Annotated in this window: 14 protein-coding genes and 1 pseudogene; 9 read left to right on the top strand and 6 right to left on the bottom strand. The window is 72.5% G+C overall.

The genetic code is table 11. From position 1 onward, the window contains the following. The first annotated feature begins 7 nt into the window (after positions 1-7). Together QM792_RS07255 and ureC are read left to right on the top strand one after the other, a co-directional pair. Positions 8-325, top strand: a complete 318-nt coding sequence (locus tag QM792_RS07255; protein WP_415148803.1) for an urease subunit beta — start codon at positions 8-10, stop codon at positions 323-325. 1 nt (position 326) lies between these two features. Continuing rightward, entirely contained in the window at positions 327-2054 is a 1728-nt protein-coding gene (ureC, locus tag QM792_RS07250) for an urease subunit alpha (protein ID WP_415148801.1), read from the top strand. A 24-nt stretch (positions 2055-2078) separates the two neighbouring features. On the opposite strand, the gene QM792_RS07245 is transcribed toward ureC, so the two are convergent. Together QM792_RS07245 and QM792_RS07240 are read right to left on the bottom strand one after the other, a co-directional pair. Then, complete coding sequence (locus QM792_RS07245; protein ID WP_415148799.1) at positions 2079-3629, bottom strand: tetratricopeptide repeat protein; 1551 nt, start codon at positions 3627-3629, stop codon at positions 2079-2081. 129 nt (positions 3630-3758) lie between these two features. Further along, complete coding sequence (locus tag QM792_RS07240) at positions 3759-4790, bottom strand: porin (RefSeq protein ID WP_415148797.1); 1032 nt, start codon at positions 4788-4790, stop codon at positions 3759-3761. Between the two features lie 252 nt (positions 4791-5042). Here QM792_RS07240 and ureE point away from each other — a divergent pair. The 7 genes and pseudogenes from ureE to QM792_RS07205 all read left to right on the top strand — a co-directional run. Continuing rightward, a pseudogene (gene ureE, locus QM792_RS07235) lies at positions 5043-5579 on the top strand (urease accessory protein UreE); the annotation flags it as partial. Further along, positions 5536-6264 (top strand): urease accessory protein UreF, encoded by a 729-nt coding sequence (locus tag QM792_RS07230; protein ID WP_415148796.1) that lies wholly within the window; start codon positions 5536-5538, stop codon positions 6262-6264. The pseudogene ureE and the gene QM792_RS07230, both read left to right, overlap by 44 nt. After that, on the top strand, positions 6261-6971 hold the full coding sequence (locus QM792_RS07225) for a response regulator (protein WP_415148795.1): 711 nt from the start codon (positions 6261-6263) through the stop codon (positions 6969-6971). The genes QM792_RS07230 and QM792_RS07225 overlap by 4 nt, the downstream gene beginning before the upstream one ends. After that, on the top strand, positions 6968-8092 hold the full coding sequence (locus QM792_RS07220; RefSeq protein ID WP_415148793.1) for an ATP-binding protein: 1125 nt from the start codon (positions 6968-6970) through the stop codon (positions 8090-8092). The genes QM792_RS07225 and QM792_RS07220 overlap by 4 nt, the downstream gene beginning before the upstream one ends. 87 nt (positions 8093-8179) lie before the next feature. Continuing rightward, positions 8180-9064: an intradiol ring-cleavage dioxygenase gene (locus QM792_RS07215; protein ID WP_415148791.1), complete on the top strand. Its 885-nt coding sequence runs from the start codon at positions 8180-8182 to the stop codon at positions 9062-9064. A 52-nt stretch (positions 9065-9116) separates the two neighbouring features. Then, positions 9117-9773, top strand: coding sequence for an urease accessory protein UreG (ureG, locus tag QM792_RS07210; RefSeq protein WP_415148790.1), 657 nt, complete (start codon positions 9117-9119; stop codon positions 9771-9773). Then, positions 9770-11998, top strand: coding sequence for a prolyl oligopeptidase family serine peptidase (locus tag QM792_RS07205; RefSeq protein WP_415148788.1), 2229 nt, complete (start codon positions 9770-9772; stop codon positions 11996-11998). Before ureG ends, QM792_RS07205 begins: the two co-directional genes overlap by 4 nt. 84 nt (positions 11999-12082) lie before the next feature. On the opposite strand, the gene QM792_RS07200 is transcribed toward QM792_RS07205, so the two are convergent. Genes QM792_RS07200 through QM792_RS07185 form a run of 4 tightly spaced genes read right to left on the bottom strand, consistent with a single transcriptional unit; the run spans position 12083 to position 15075 of the window. Next, on the bottom strand, positions 12083-13093 hold the full coding sequence (locus QM792_RS07200; RefSeq protein ID WP_415148787.1) for a S49 family peptidase: 1011 nt from the start codon (positions 13091-13093) through the stop codon (positions 12083-12085). Next, on the bottom strand, positions 13090-13494 hold the full coding sequence (locus QM792_RS07195; RefSeq protein WP_415148785.1) for a Rieske (2Fe-2S) protein: 405 nt from the start codon (positions 13492-13494) through the stop codon (positions 13090-13092). Before QM792_RS07195 ends, QM792_RS07200 begins: the two co-directional genes overlap by 4 nt. Beyond that, complete coding sequence (locus tag QM792_RS07190) at positions 13487-14149, bottom strand: HAD-IA family hydrolase (protein ID WP_415148784.1); 663 nt, start codon at positions 14147-14149, stop codon at positions 13487-13489. The genes QM792_RS07195 and QM792_RS07190 overlap by 8 nt, the downstream gene beginning before the upstream one ends. Further along, entirely contained in the window at positions 14146-15075 is a 930-nt protein-coding gene (locus QM792_RS07185; RefSeq protein WP_415148782.1) for an RluA family pseudouridine synthase, read from the bottom strand. Before QM792_RS07185 ends, QM792_RS07190 begins: the two co-directional genes overlap by 4 nt. Positions 15076-15347: the final 272 nt, after the last annotated feature.

The following is a 15347-nucleotide window of genomic DNA, read 5'->3' as shown; positions in this document are numbered from 1 at the left end:
CGGACGCATGACGACTCACTTCACCCCCGGCGAGCTGCTCGTCGACGACGGCGAGCTGGCGCTCAACCCCGGCCGGCGCACGCTGACGCTGGTGGTCGAGAACGGCGCCGACCGACCCATCCAGGTGGGATCGCACTACCACTTCGCCGAGACCAACGGCGCCCTGAAGTTCGACCGCGACGCCGCGCGCGGCATGCGGCTGAACATCGCCTCGGGCACCGCGGTGCGCTTCGAGCCGGGGCAGCAGCGCACGGTGGAGCTGGTCGACTTCGCCGGCGCGCGTGTCGTGTATGGTTTCCGTGGCCTGGTGCAGGGAGCGCTCTGAGATGGCCACCATCGGCAGGCGCGCCTACGCCGAGATGTTCGGCCCCACCGTCGGCGACCGCCTGCGCCTGGCCGACACCGAGCTGATCGTCGAGATCGAGAAGGACTACACCCTGCGGGCCGGCGGCCACGGCGAGGAGGTGAAGTTCGGCGGCGGCAAGACCATACGCGACGGCATGGGCCAGGGCCAGCGCGTCAACGGCCCGGGCGCGCACGAGGCGGCCGACTGCGTGATCACCAACGCGGTGATCATCGACCACTGGGGCATCGTCAAGGCCGACATCGGCATCCGCGGCACGCGCATCGCCGCCATCGGCAAGGCCGGCAACCCCGACGTGCAGCCGGGCGTGGACATCGTCATCGGCCCGGGCACCGAGGTGATCGCCGGCGAGGGCATGATCGTCACGGCCGGCGCGATCGACTCGCACATCCACTTCATCTGCCCGCAGCAGGTGGAGGCCGCGCTGGCCTCGGGCGTGACGACGATGATCGGCGGCGGCACCGGCCCGGCCACCGGCACCTTCGCCACCACCTGCACGCCGGGGCCGGCCAACATCGCGCGCATGCTGCGCTCGGCCGACGCCTTCCCGGTCAACCTCGCCTTCCTCGGCAAGGGCAACGCCAGCCGGCCGGAGGCGCTGCGCCAGCAGGTCGAGGCCGGCGCGGCCGGGCTGAAGCTGCACGAGGACTGGGGCACCACGCCCTCGGCGATCTCCTGCTGCCTCGACGTGGCCGAGGAGACCGACACGCAGGTCGCCATCCACAGCGACACGCTGAACGAGTCGGGCTTCGTCGAGAACACCATCGCCGCCACCCAGGGCCGCACGCTGTGCGCCTTCCACACCGAGGGCGCCGGCGGCGGCCACGCGCCGGACATCCTGAAGGTGGTGGGCGAGCAGAACTTCCTGCCCAGCTCCACCAACCCGACCATGCCCTACACCGTCAACACGCTCGACGAGCACGTCGACATGCTGATGGTGTGCCACCACCTCGACGCCGGCATCGCCGAGGACCTGGCCTTCGCCGAGAGCCGCATCCGCCGCGAGACCATCGCCGCCGAGGACGTGCTGCACGACCTGGGCGCGATCAGCATGATGAGCAGCGACAGCCAGGCGATGGGCCGCGTCGGCGAGGTCGTGATCCGCACCTGGCAGACCGCGCACAAGATGAAGGTGCAGCGCGGCGCGCTGCAAGGCGACGGCGCGCGCAACGACAACGTGCGCGTCAAGCGCTACGTCGCCAAGCTGACCATCAACCCGGCGCTGGCGCACGGCATGGCGCACGAGATCGGCAGCGTCGAGCCCGGCAAGTGGGCCGACCTGGTGCTGTGGAAGCCGGCCTTCTTCGGCGTCAAGCCGGCGCTGATCCTCAAGGGCGGCTTCATCGCCGTGGCGGCGATGGGCGACCCGAGCGCCTCGATCCCGACGCCGCAGCCGGTGCACTACCGGCCGATGTTCGGCGCCTTCGGCGGCGCGCTGCACGCCGGCGCGATCACCTTCACGAGCCAGGCGGCGCTGGCCGGCGGCATCGCCGAATCGCTGGGCCTGAAGAAGCACGTCGCCGCGGTGAAGGGCTGCCGCGGCGTCGCCAAGCGCGACATGGTGCACAACGGCTACGCGCCGCGCATGGAAGTCGACGCGCAGACCTACGAGGTGCGCGCCGACGGGCAACTGCTGAGCTGCGAGCCGGCGCAGGTGCTGCCGCTGGCGCAGCGCTACTTCCTGTTCTGAGCCGCTGAAGCGCGGCGCCGCAGTTCAGGCGGCGAGCGCCGACTTCAGCGGCTCGCGCGCATGGAACGCCCACTTGGTGCCCAGCCGCAGCGTCTGCAGCGTGGTGGCGCTGGCCTGGGCGAAGAACATCGATTCGTCGACGCCGTGGCGCTCGAAGGCGCGGCGCTGGCGGCGCGAGCGGCGGCGCAGGTCGCCTTCCAGCAGCGGCGCTTCGCGCTGCGCCTGGTGGTAGAAGCTCACCGCGCGCTGCAACGCCTGCAAGGCCGCGTCGTGCAGCGCCGGGATCGCCCGCGCCGCCGACAGGCGCACCTGCGTGATGAAGGGGTTGCGCCCGACCACCAGGCCCCAGGCGCGCTGCCCGTCGACCGGGTCGACGCACAGGGCTTCGAGCTTGGTCAGGCCGAAGTGGCGCGCCAGCGACATGCGCGCCGCCACCCAGGGGTCGTCCTGCCGCACGCGCTCGATCGCGGCCTCGGCCGCGGCGTCGTCGCCGGCCAGCGGCAGCACCAGCGAGCGCAGCAGCCCGGCGGCGTGCGCGTCGCCCTTGCCGGCCGCGCGCTGCAGCCATTCGATCGCCGCCTCGCTGTCGGCCAGCCCCTCGGCGTCGCGCAGCATCAGCGCGCCGAGCTTGCGCTGCGCCTCGGTGTCGCCGGACTGCGCCGCTTTCTCCAGGCAGAAGCGCGCCATCTGCGGGTTGGCCACCGACAGCCGGTGGTCGCCGTGCATGCGGTACAGGTGCATCCAGGCGGCATTGCGGCCGGCGTCGGCGGCACGCAGCAGCAAGGCCACGCCCTTGCGCATGTTCTGGCCGCCGGCCAGCGCGCGCGGCGCGAGTTCGCCGCAGGCGATGCCGCACAGGGCGCGGCCCAGCGCATGGGCGGCGTCGCCGTCGCCGCGCTGGCAGCGCATCTCCAGCGCCGTCTCGATCGCCTCGGCCGACAGGCCGACCAGCGGCTGGCCGCGCTGCTCGGCCAGGTGGACGGCGGCGGCGATCAGTTCGGCCAGTTCGGGATCGACCTGCGGCCGCAGCGCGAGCACGGTGCGCAGCGCGGCGACGAACTGGCGCAGGTCGGCCTGCGACTGCGCCTGGCGCGCCGCCAGCAGCGCGACCGAGAGGCCGTCGAGTTCGCCGCAGCGCGTGAGCGCTTGCAGGAAGGCGGCCAGCGGATCGTCGGCGTCGGGCCGGCGCAGCGCGGCGGCGGCCCGCCGCGCGCCGGCATGGCCGGCCGTGGCGGCGCGGTCGATCCAGCGCACGCCTTCGTCGACGCGGCCTTCGCGCAGGCACAGCCACACGCCGAGCTTGACCTGCGCGAGCGGGCTGCCGTCGGCCGCGGCCTGCGCCAAAGCCGGCTCCTGCCGCAGCGTCACCAGATCCTCCAGGGCCAGGCTCTCGGCGACGATGCGCGCGGCAAGCGGGCGCTGCGCCGCATCGACGCGGCCCAGGTGGTCGAGCCCGCTGGCCACGTGCCGGGCGAAGCCGTCCGCCCCGAGCAGGTAGCGCCGCCCCACCTCGCAGCGCGCCGCGCCATCGCCTTGGCGCGCCAGCGCGAGCAGTTGAATGTCTTGTCGTCGCATGCAGGGTTCCGTGTTCGCACCCAATATAGGGTTTACCCTTGACATTTTTTTGACCATGCGATGACGTGCCAACGAAAGAGGGCCGCACCCTCGCGGGTGCGGCCCTCGCAAACGCCTTGGGCGCGCCGATCAGAAGCTGTGGCGCAGGCCGACCTCGTAGCCGGTCGACTTCTGGCCGGCCGGCAGGGCCGGCGTGGACGCGACGGCGAAGGTCGCGTTGCCCTTGTTCTTCACGTAGGCGGCCGTGCCGTACAGCGCGGTGCGCTTGGACAGGTTGTGCACGTAGCCCAGCGCGAGCTGGTTGGCGTCGTTCGCGTCGACGCTGGCGCCGGCCGCGTTGTTGCCCGAGGCGTTGGCATGCGTGTAGCCGACGCGCAGCACGCCGTTGCCGACCGGCACGTGCGCGCCCAGGCCGTAGACCGCCAGCTCGTAGTCGGCCATCTTGGCCTGGCGGAAGTAGAACAGCGCCTTGGCGAAGCCGAAGTTGTACGCGGCGCCGAAGCCGGCGGTCTTGAACTGGTCTTCGCCGGCCACCGGCGCCACCAGCGTTTCGCCGTAGGAGGCGGACACGTCCAGCGGGCCCGCCGCGTAGCCGAGGCGGCCGCCGACGTAGCGCTTGCCCAGCGCGCCTTCGCCCGCCGCCACGGACACGCGCGCGTACAGGCCGCCCAGGTTGCCCGGGGTCAGGTAGGTCACCTGGTTGTCGGCGCGCGTGCCGGTGTCGCGCGCGGTGCCCAGCGACGAGTCGAACTTGCTCGATGCGCCCACGCCGTTGTCGCCGAACGGGTCGTAGTCGGCATAGCCGGTGTAGGTGGGCGAGAAGTCGCGGCCCAGGCGCACTTCGCCGATGCCGCTGATCAGGCTGACGGTGGCGCGGCGGTTCCAGAAGCGCGTGGTGTCGCTGACCGAGCCGCTGTCGACGTTGTAGCCGTGCTCGAGCCAGAAGCCGGCCGACAGGCCGCCGCCCAGGTCCTCGACGCCGCGCACGCCGAGGCGGCTGCTGTTGTAGCCGCCGCTGGCCAGCGACTTCAGCGAGGTGTCGCCGTTCTTCACCTGACGCACGGCCGCGTCGGCGATGCCGAACAGCGTGACGGACGACGACTGGGCCGAGGCCGCGCCGGCGGCGGCAGCCAGGGCTGCCAGGATAACGATCTTCTTCATGATGTTCCTTCAGGGTGGGTTGGGTTGCGCGTCCCATGCCATGAGAGCGAGGACGGGGTCCAGCCTAGGAAGATCGCGTGGCAATCTCGACGTGCCGCGCCCGAAACGCCGCGCGGCGTTCGCGCCCCTCCCCCGAAAGACGACCGCGAGCGTGCCTTGTCCGCCACAGCCCGCGTTTCCGCCACCCACGGCGCCCGGCTTCGTATCGGATCGACGACATGCGCCGTCGTGGCCGCGCGGCACAATGCCGCCATGCTGACGATCAACAAGCTGATTCCCGGCGGGCGCGGCCTGGCCGGCGTGCTGCTCGAGCGCGCGCCCACGGTCGAGCTGGGCTGGGACGTGCGGCAGAAGAGCCGCTTCGACGCCACCGACTCCGGCGGCCGCCCGCTCGGCGTGTTCCTGCCGCGCGGCAGCGTGGTGCGCGGCGGCGACGTGCTGGTGGCCGAGGACGGCTCGCTGCTGCGCGTGCTGGCCGCGCCGCAGCCGGTGCTGCGCATCACGCACTGCGCCGCGCACGGCTCGCCCTTCGACCTGCTGCGCGCCGCCTACCACCTCGGCAACCGCCACGTGCCCATCGAGCTGAAGCCCGATCACCTGCAGATCGAGCCCGACCACGTGCTGGCGCAGATGCTGCGGGCCATGCACCTGATCGTGACCGAGGCCCAGGCGCCGTTCGAGCCCGAGTCGGGCGCCTACGCGGCGGCGCACGCGCAGGGGCATGGGCATCACCACGATCACGGGCATGAGCACCACCACGACCACTCCCACGGCCACGATCACGGCCACTGACGCCGCGCCGGCCGCGCTGCTTCAACTGCTGTGGCTGGCCTCGCCGGCGCTGCCGGTGGGCGGCTTCAGCTACTCGGAGGCGCTGGAGGCGGCGGTCGACAGCGGCCGCGTGACGAACGAAGCGCAGGCCGCGCGCTGGCTGCTCGACCAGTTGCACCTGAGCCTCGCGCGCAGCGAGCTGCCGCTGCTGGCGCAGGCGATCGCCGCCTGGCGCGCCAGCGACGCGGCGCGCGTGCGCTCGCTCAACGATTGGGTGCTCGCCACGCGCGAATCGCGCGAGCTGCGCGCGCAGGCCGAGCAGATGGGCCGCTCGATGCTCGAATGGCTGAAGAACCGCGGCGGCGCCGACACGCGCATCGCCGTGCTCGCCGCGCTGCCGCCCGCGCCGAGCTGGCCGCTGGCCTTCGCGCTGGCGTGTGCGCAAGGCAGCGCGGCGCCGCGCGAGGCGCTGCTCGCCTTCGCCTTCGGCTGGGCCGAGAACATGGTGCAGGCGGCGCTGAAGGCCGTGCCGCTCGGCCAGAGCGCCGGCCAGCGCATCCTCGGCGCGCTGGTGGAGGCGATGCCCGCCGCGGTCGACGCCGCGCTGCCGCTCGGCGACGACGAGCGCCAGGCCTTCGCGCCGCTGCTGTCCATTCTCTCGGCGCAGCACGAGACGCAGTATTCGCGGTTGTTCCGCTCATGACGGTCCAATGCTGGCTGGTCGACGACGACGCGGAGATCCGCGCGTTGCTGCCGGGTTACCTCGAAGGCTTCGGCTTCGCGGTGCGCGCGCTCGAAGACGGCCGCGCCTTGCGCCGCGAGATCGCCAGCACCACGCCCGACGTGCTGCTGCTCGACCTGATGCTGCCCGGCGAGGACGGCCTGTCGTTGTGCCAGTGGCTCAAGCGCGAGCGCCCCGAACTGCCGGTGCTGATGCTGACCGCGCAGGGTGACCCGATGTCGCGCGTGCTCGGCCTCGAACTGGGCGCCGACGACTACCTGCCCAAACCCTTCGAGCCGCGCGAGCTGGTGGCGCGCATCAAGGCGGTGATGCGCCGCGGCGGCAGCGCCGGCACGGCCGCCGCCGCGCCCTCGACGCACGTGCGCTTCGACGCCTGGAGCTTCGACCGGCTGCGCCGCGAACTCGTCGCGCGCGACGGCACCGTGCTCGCGCTGTCGGCCGCCGAGTTCCGCCTGCTCTGCGCCTTCGTCGACCACCCGGGCCGCGCGCTGACGCGCGAGCGCCTCGTCGAGCTGACGCGCACGCGCGGCGCCGCGGTGAGCGAACGCAGCATCGACCTGGCCGTCTCGCGCCTGCGCGCCAAGCTCGGCGAGGGCGCCGGCGGCGCGCCGCTGATCCGCACGCTGCGCGGGGAGGGTTACGTCTTCGACGCGAAAGTACAGCCATGACCTGGAGACGCTTCGACACGCTGTTCGTGCGGCTGTTCCTGCTGATGTGGGTGACGCTGGTGGCGAGCCACCTGGTCGCCTTCAGCGCCGCCGCGCCGAACCACGGCCCGCCGCGGGCGATGCCGCCGCTGCCCTCGCTGCCGCCGGCCGGCCTGCTCGAACCAGGGCGCGCGCCGCCGCCGCGAGTGCCCTTCGACGAACTGCGCGACGCGCCGCCGCCGCCCCGCCCCGCCATGCCCGCCGGCGCGCTGTGGGCCGACTACACGATCCGCGCGCTGGTGATCGCGCTCGGCGCGGCGCTCGGCGCGCGCTGGCTGGCGCGGCCGATGAAGCAGCTCTCGAGCGCCGCCGCCTCGCTGTCCGACGACCTGGCTCACGGCCGCGCCGCGCCGCGTCTGGACGAAGCGCAGGGCACGCGCGAGGTGCGCGAGGCCGCGCAGGTCTTCAACACGATGGCGACGCGCCTGCAACAGCAGTTCGACGCGCGCAGCCTGCAGATGGCCGCGCTGTCGCACGACCTGCGCACGCCGCTGACGCGCCTGCGCCTGCGCCTCGAGCGCCTGGGCCTGGACGAGCCGCAGGCCGAGGCCGCCGCCGCCGACCTGCACGAGATGGACACGATGGTCGACGACACGCTGGCGCTGATGCGCGAACAGCGCGACGCCGAGCCGCCGCGGCGCCTGGACGCGGCGGCGCTGTTGCAGGCGGTGGCCGACGACCGCGCCGAGCAGGGGCAGGACGTGCGCATCGACGGCGCGCTGCCGCCGCTGCGCGTGCGCGCCCGGCCGGTGGCGCTGCGCCGCGTGCTCGGCAACCTGCTCGACAACGCGCTGCGCTACGGCGAGCGCGCGCGCATCGGCGCCGTGGCGCGCGGCGACACGCTGGAGATCCACGTCGACGACGACGGCCCGGGCCTGCCGCCGCAGCGCATCGCGCAGGCCTTCGAGCCCTGGGTGCGCCTGCCCGGCGACGCGGCGCGTCCGGTGTACGGGCAGACCCACGGTCACGGCCTGGGCCTGGCGATCGCGCGCGACCTCGCCGAGCGCGACGGCGGCCGGCTCACGCTGGTGAACCGCCCCGAGGGCGGGCTGCGCGCGCTGCTGGTGCTGCCGGCCGCCTGAAACCATTGTGTCGGCGCCGACACGCGGCGCCACGCAAGCCGAAACGGCAAGGCCCCAGGCTTCGCTTCCTCACGACAGGAGCGAGCCATGAAGCACCCCCACTCCCCTTGCCTGCTGCACGACCTCGAGGCGATGCGGCGCCGCCGCCTGCTGCGCTGGCTGAGCGTGGCCGGCGCCGCCCCGGCCGCGCTGCTCGGCTGCGGTGGCGGCGGCGACGACGGCGCCGGCACGACGACGACCACCACCACGACCGGCGGCAGCGGCAGCACCGGCTCGACGGGCGGCACGGGATCGACCGGCAGCGGCGGCACGACGACGACGAGCTGCTCGGTGATCCCGAGCGAGACCGAAGGCCCCTACCCCGCCGACGGCACCAACGCCAACGCCAGCGGCACCGTCAACGCGCTGACGCTCGCGGGCATCGTGCGCAGCGACATCCGCGGCAGCGTGGCCGGCGCCAGCGGCACCGCCCAGGGCGTGCCGACCACGGTGACGCTCAAGCTGGTCGACAGCGCCTCGGGCTGCGCCAGCCTGGCCGGCTACGCGATCTACCTGTGGCACTGCACGCGCGAGGGCGGCTACTCGCTCTACTCCAGCGGCGTCACGAGCGAGAACTTCCTGCGCGGCGTGCAGGTCACCGACGCCGACGGCGAGGTCACCTTCACCACCATCTTCCCCGGCTGCTACAGCGGGCGCTGGCCGCACATGCACTTCGAGGTCTACTCCAGCCTGAGCGCGGCCACCAGCGGCAGGAACGACGTGAAGACCTCGCAGCTCGCCTTGCCGGCGGCCGCCTGCAGCCAGGTCTACGGCGTGGTCGCCGGCTACTCGGCCAGCGCCTCGAACTTCGCGGCGATCTCGCTGGCCTCGGACAACGTCTTCAGCGACGGCTACACGACGCAGCTCGCCACGGTCAGCGGCGACGCGAGCAGCGGCTTCGCCGCCACGCTGACGGTCGGCATCACCACCTGAAGGCACCTGAAGCGGCCTGACGCCGCCCGGCATGGCGCCTATGATCGGCGCCATGAGCACCCTGCACTCCATCCCCGGCCGCACCAGGAAACTCCCGCCGCTGCGTGTCGGCGTCGGCGGGCCGGTCGGCTCGGGCAAGACGACGCTGGTCGAGATGCTGTGCAAGGCGATGCGCGAGCGCTGGGACCTGGTGGTCGTCACCAACGACATCTACACCCGTGAAGACCAGCGCCTGCTGACGGTGGCCGGCGCGCTCGAACCCGAGCGCATCGTCGGCGTCGAGACCGGCGGCTGCCCGCACACCGCGATCCGCGAGGACGCCTCGATCAACCTCGAGGCGGTGGACCGCATGCTGGAGAAGTTCCCGAACGCCGACGTCGTCTTCATCGAGTCGGGCGGCGACAACCTCGCCGCGACCTTCAGCCCGGAACTCTCCGACCTGACGATCTACGTGATCGACGTGGCCGCCGGCGAGAAGATCCCGCGCAAGGGCGGGCCCGGCATCACCAAGAGCGACCTGTTCGTCATCAACAAGACCGACCTCGCGCCCCACGTCGGCGCCGACCTCGCCGTGATGGAAGCCGACACGCAGCGCATGCGCCCCGATCATCGCGGCGCGCGGCCCTACGTGATGACCAACCTGAAGACGAAGGCCGGGCTGCAGCAGGTCATCGACTTCATCGAAACCCGGGGAATGCTGAGAACATGAAGACGCACCGCCATTTCATCGCCGCGCTGCTGCTGGCCGCGCTGGCCGGCGCGCAGGCGCAGGCCCCGACGCAGGCCGTGACGCAGATCGCCTCGCCCACCGTCGCGCCGCCGGCGCGCGACGTGGCCGAGACCTTCTTCGGCACCACGGTGCACGACCCCTACCGCTGGCTGGAGGACATCAAGTCGCCCGAGGCCGCGGCGTGGATGAAGGCGTCCAGCGAGCGCAGTCACGCGGCGCTGGCCGCGATTCCCGGCCGCGCGAAGCTGCTCGCCGAGCTGGAGAAGCTCGACGGCTCGGTGCCCGCGCGCGTCTTCGGCGTCGCGCGCGAGAGCGGCGACCGCTGGTTCTTCGAGCGCCGCGGCGCGGGCGAGAACCAGTTCAAGCTGCTGATGCGCGACGGCCCGGCCGGGCGCGAGCGCGTGCTGGTCGACCCCGAGGCGATCGAGAAGAAGACCGGCAAGCCGCACGCGATCAACTACTACGCCGCGGCGCCGGGCGGTGCGCACGTGGCCTACGGCCTGTCGGCGCAGGGCTCGGAGGCAGCGGTGCTGCACGTGCTGGACACACGCAGCGGCAAGCCGGTGGGCAAGCCGGTGACACGCGCCGACTACGGCAGCCCGAACTTCTCGCCCGACGGCCGCTGGCTGATGTACTCGCGCCTGCAGGCGATGAAGCCCGGCATGCCGGCCACCGAGAAGTACCAACACGCCAAGACCTGGCTGATGCGCGTCGGCGGCGACCCCGAGAAGGCGCGCATGGTGTTCGGCCGCGGCCTGCCCGGCGTGGACATCACGCCGGTGGAAGTGCCGATCGCGGTGTTCACGCACGACGGCCGCTGGCTGCTCGGCCTCGTCTTCAACGGCACGCAGCGCGAGCTGACGCTCTACACCGCGCCCGCGGCGCCGGTGCTGGCCGGCAAGACGCCGCGCTGGACGCGGCTCTTCGACGCCGCCGCCGAAGTCACCGGCGTCGCCTACCAGCGCGACGCCGTGTACCTGGTCTCGCACCACGAAGCGCCGCGCTCCAAGGTGCTGCGCGTGCCGCTGGGCGCCGGCGGCATGGCCGCGGCCGAGCTGCTCGTGCCGCCGGGCGAGCAGGTGGTCACCGGCATCGCGGCGGCGGTCGACGCGCTGTACGTCGAGCGCCGCGACGGCAACGTCAAGCGCCTCTACAAGCGCGCCTACGCGCCGGCCGCCGAGCTGGCCGAGGTGAAGCTGCCGGTGCAAGGCTCGTTCCGCCTCAACGACGACGAGGGCCTGGGCAGCGCCGCCGACCCGCGCCTGCCAGGCCTGGTGCTCGACCTGCAGAGCTGGACCCGCGCGCGCCAGATCTACCTGGTGGGCGCCGACGGCTCGGTGCGCAACTCCGGCCTGCAGCCGCAAGGCCCCTACGACGCGCCCGACGACGTGGTGGCCACCGAGGTCAAGGTGGCCAGCCACGACGGCGCGCAGGTGCCTCTGTCCATCATCCATCGCAAGGGCGTCGCGCTCGACGGCCGCAACCCGACCCTACTGTACGGCTACGCCAGCTACGGCATCACCGAGGAGCCGTTCTTCAGCCCGGCCCGGCTCGCCTGGCTCGACGCCGGCGGCGTGTTCGCGGTGGCCAACCCGCGCGGCAGCTCGGTGTACGGGCACGACTGGTACAAGGCCGGCTGGCAGGCGAACAAGCCCAACACCTGGAAGGACTTCATCGCCTGCGCGCAGTGGCTGATCGAACGGAAGTGGACCTCGCCCGACAGGCTGGGCATCCTCGGCGGCAGCGCCGGCGGCATCCTGGTCGGCCGCGCGATGACCGAGCGGCCCGACCTGTTCGCCGCCGTGGTTCCGGCGGTCGGCGTGCTCGACGCGGTGCGCGCCGAGGTCACGCCCAACGGCGTGCCCAACATCCCCGAGTTCGGCACGCGCACCAACGAAGCGGGCTTCCGCGCGCTGCTGGCGATGAGCAGCTACCACCAGATCGCCGACGGCACCAAGTACCCGGCGGTGATGCTGACGCACGGCGTCAACGACCCGCGCGTCGAGGTGTGGCACAGCACCAAGGCGGCCGCGCGGCTGGCCGCCGCGAGCACCAGCGGCCGGCCCATCCTGCTGCGCCTGGACTACGACGCCGGCCACGGCATCGGCAACACTCGCGCCCAGCAGATGCAGGAGCGCGCCGACATCTACGCCTTCTTCCTCTGGCAGATGGGCGTGGCGGGCTTCCAGCCCAAGGCGCCGTGAGCTGCGGAGACGACACCCGGGCGAGGTGCGGCGCGACGCCCTTCGACAGGCTCAGGGCGAACGGGCTGCCGGGGAATTCCGCCTTCAGCGCATCTGCGGCGCGAACTCCCGCATCGCCTTGACCGCGCCGGCGCCCACGCCGGCGCCGAAGCGCTTGGCCAGGCGTTCGGCGACGTTCTCGCGCGGCGTGTAGTCGACGATCTCCTCGGCCTTGACGACCTCGCGCGCCACGAAGTCGAGGTTGCCGGTCTTGTCGGCCAGACCCAGCTTGATCGCCTCCTCGCCGTTCCAGAACAGGCCGGAGAAGGTGTCGGTCGTTTCCTTCAGCCGCTCGCCGCGGCCCTGCTTGACCACCGCGATGAACTGCCGGTGGATCTGGTCGATCATCGCCTTGGCGTAGGCCTTGTGCTGCTCGTTCTGCGGCGAGAACGGATCGAGCATGCCCTTGTTCTCGCCGGCGGTCAGCAGGCGGCGCTCGACGCCGAGCTTTTCCATCGTGCCGGTGAAGCCGAAGCCGTCCATCAGCACGCCAATGCTGCCCACCAGGCTCGCCTTGTCGACGTAGATCTCGTCGGCCGCCACCGCGATGTAGTAGGCGCCCGAGGCGCACATCTCCTCGACCACCGCGTAGACCGGCTTGTCGTGCAGCTTCTTCAGGCGCTGGATCTCGTCGTTGACGATGCCGGCCTGCACCGGGCTGCCGCCCGGCGAGTTGATGCGCAGCACCACCGCCTGCGCGCCCTGGTCGTCGAAGGCCGACTTCAGCGCGGCCACCAGGTTCTCGGCGCTCGCCTCGGTATCGGCGGCGATCTCGCCACGCACCTCGATCAGCGCGGTGTGCGGCGCGCTCTTGGTAGCGTTGCGCACCGGCGAGGACAGCAGCACGGTGATCACCACCAGCGCCAGCAGCAGCCACAGCAGGCGGAAGAAGATGCGCCAGCGGCGCTCGGCGCGGCGCTCGCGCAGCATGTCCTGCGCGAGCTGCTCGAGGTTGGCGCCCCAGGCGGGCGCGGCGGCGGCGGGCGCGCCGGCGGCCTGCCCGAAAGCGGGCTCCACGCGCGCGCCGGAGGAGCGGGGTTCGTCGGATGGGTTCATCGGTCGGGCGGGCCCGGTTGGGCCGGTTCAGCGGGTTGGGCGGCGGGTTGGGTGTCGCGGGAAGGATACCAATACACCTCGCCGCCGCGTTCCTCGACCTCGATCGCCACCAGGCTGCCGCGTCCGCAGGGCCCGGCCGCGCAGCGGCCGCTGGCCGGCTCGTAGGCGGCGCCGTGGATGGAGCAGAGGATGAAGCGGCGTTCGCTGTCGAGGAACTGGCCGGGCTGCCAGTCCATCTCGGTGGGCACGTGCACGCAGCGGTTCAGGTAGGCGACGACGCGGCCGTCGATGCGCAGCGCGAAGGCGCGCGCCGGCTGGCCCCATTGGCGCACGTCGAACAGAACCGCCGCGCCGCGCTCGGCCAGCTCGGCCGAGGCGCACAGCCGCTGCGCGTCAGGCATGGCGCAGCAGCCAGTCGTGCAGCTCGCGCGTCGAATGCGCGACGAAGCGCGTGTCGAAGTCCTCGAAGGCCTCGTGCGCATGCGCGCCGTAGCTCACGCCGACGGCCGCCGCGCCGGCGTTGGCGGCGAGCTGCAGGTCGTGCGTGGTGTCGCCGATCATCAGCGTGCGCTCGGGCGCGACGCCGAACTCGCGCATCAGCTCGAGCAGCATGCGCGGGTTCGGCTTGGAGGCGGTTTCGTCGGCGGTGCGCGTGGCGTCGAACACGCCGTGCAGCTCGACCGTGCGCAGCGCCTCGTCGAGCCCGCGGCGCGACTTGCCGGTGGCCACGCCCAGCCAGTGGTGGCGCGCCTTCAGGTCGTGCAGCATGGCCAGCGTGCCCTCGAACATCACGATCTCGTGCTGCCGCGCGAAGTAGTGGTGGCGGTAGCGCTCGGCCAGCTCCTTGTAGCGCTCGCGCGGCAGGTCGGGCGCGGCGTGCGTCAAGGCTTCCACCAGGCCCATGCCGATCACGTAGCTGGCGTCGCGCTCGCTGGGCACCGGCACGCCCACGTCGGCGCAGGCCGACTGGATGCAGCGCGTGATCAGCGCGGTGGAGTCGAACAGCGTGCCGTCCCAGTCGAAGGCGATGAGGTCGAATTGGCGCGGTCGGGTCATGTCACGAGCGTGGCGAGGAAGGCCTCGCATTCTGCCGGCAAGGGCGCTTCCAGCTCGAGGATCTCGCCGCTGGCGGGGTGCCGGAAGCGCAGCCGCCGCGCGTGCAGGAACATGCGCTCGAATTTCGACGCGCCGCGCGCGAGCTGCCTGTTCAGCGCGAAGTCGCCGTACTTGGCGTCGCCGGCGATGGGGTGGCCCTCGTGCGCCAGGTGCACACGGATCTGGTGCGTGCGGCCGGTCTTGATGGTCACGTCCAGCAGCGTGAACTCGGCGTAGCGCCTGGCCACCTTGACCAGCGTGATCGAGCGCTTGGCCTGTTCGTGCCCCGGCTCGACGGCGCGCACGCGGCGCTCGCCCTCATCGGTGAGGAACTTGTGCAGCGGCACGTCGATGACCTTGCGGCTCGCCGGCCACGCGCCGACGACGAGCGCGGCGTAGGTCTTGCCCGTCTCGCGTTCGCGCAACTGGTCCTGCAAGGCCGTCAGCGCCGAACGCTTCTTGGCGATCAAGAGCAGCCCCGAGGTCTCCTTGTCGAGCCGGTGCACCAGTTCGAGGAACTTCGCCTGCGGCCGGGCGCGGCGCAACTGCTCGATCACGCCGAAGCTCACGCCGCTGCCGCCGTGCACCGCCACGCCGGCGGGCTTGTCGACGGCGAGCAGATGCTCGTCTTCGTAGACCGGCGGGAACTCGCGCGCCGGCACGGGCGTGCTCTCGGCGCCGCGTTCGGCCACGCGCACCGGCGGCACGCGCACCTCGTCGCCTAGGGCCAGCCGCGTGTCGGCCGCCGCGCGGCCCTTGTTGACGCGCACCTCGCCCGAGCGGATCACGCGGTAGACATGCGTCTTGGGCACGCCCTTGAGCAGGCGGATCAGGAAGTTGTCGAGCCGCTGGCCCTCGGCACCCTCGTCGACCGTGACCCGCAGCACGGCCGCGGGCTTGCCCGGTGGCGCGGCCGCCGGAGATTTCCCACCTATAATCGGCCGGTCCACGCTGTGCTCTAAGTGCTTGATTCTTCGGAGTTTAGCCTTGCAAGCCGGCGTGGCGGGCCGCTCAGGAGAGCGGCTCATCCGGTGATGCAACGCACCGCTGGCCACCGCAGGTGCCGTCCCGAAGCGACGGCGCGGCGGCAGGGGCGGCGCGGCAGAGCAAACGAAGAACGAACCCAACCCAAGGTTTTGTGCACAGGAGACAAACGCCC

Origin of the sequence: Piscinibacter sp., assembly GCF_047600445.1 — a bacterium.
Classification (GTDB): domain Bacteria; phylum Pseudomonadota; class Gammaproteobacteria; order Burkholderiales; family Burkholderiaceae_C; genus Piscinibacter.
This window is presented reverse-complemented; position numbering and strand designations above follow the sequence as displayed.

Excerpts from the sequence above, each read along its gene's own strand:
- QM792_RS07255 (WP_415148803.1), top strand. The coding sequence starts at position 8 with ATGACGACTCACTTCACCCCCGGCGAGCTGCTCGTCGACGACGGCGAG.
- ureC (WP_415148801.1), top strand. The coding sequence starts at position 327 with ATGGCCACCATCGGCAGGCGCGCCTACGCCGAGATGTTCGGCCCCACC.
- QM792_RS07245 (WP_415148799.1), bottom strand. The coding sequence starts at position 3,629 with ATGCGACGACAAGACATTCAACTGCTCGCGCTGGCGCGCCAAGGCGAT.
- QM792_RS07240 (WP_415148797.1), bottom strand. The coding sequence starts at position 4,790 with ATGAAGAAGATCGTTATCCTGGCAGCCCTGGCTGCCGCCGCCGGCGCG.
- QM792_RS07230 (WP_415148796.1), top strand. The coding sequence starts at position 5,536 with ATGAGCACCACCACGACCACTCCCACGGCCACGATCACGGCCACTGAC.
- QM792_RS07225 (WP_415148795.1), top strand. The coding sequence starts at position 6,261 with ATGACGGTCCAATGCTGGCTGGTCGACGACGACGCGGAGATCCGCGCG.
- QM792_RS07220 (WP_415148793.1), top strand. The coding sequence starts at position 6,968 with ATGACCTGGAGACGCTTCGACACGCTGTTCGTGCGGCTGTTCCTGCTG.
- QM792_RS07215 (WP_415148791.1), top strand. The coding sequence starts at position 8,180 with ATGAAGCACCCCCACTCCCCTTGCCTGCTGCACGACCTCGAGGCGATG.
- ureG (WP_415148790.1), top strand. The coding sequence starts at position 9,117 with ATGAGCACCCTGCACTCCATCCCCGGCCGCACCAGGAAACTCCCGCCG.
- QM792_RS07205 (WP_415148788.1), top strand. The coding sequence starts at position 9,770 with ATGAAGACGCACCGCCATTTCATCGCCGCGCTGCTGCTGGCCGCGCTG.
- QM792_RS07200 (WP_415148787.1), bottom strand. The coding sequence starts at position 13,093 with ATGAACCCATCCGACGAACCCCGCTCCTCCGGCGCGCGCGTGGAGCCC.
- QM792_RS07195 (WP_415148785.1), bottom strand. The coding sequence starts at position 13,494 with ATGCCTGACGCGCAGCGGCTGTGCGCCTCGGCCGAGCTGGCCGAGCGC.
- QM792_RS07190 (WP_415148784.1), bottom strand. The coding sequence starts at position 14,149 with ATGACCCGACCGCGCCAATTCGACCTCATCGCCTTCGACTGGGACGGC.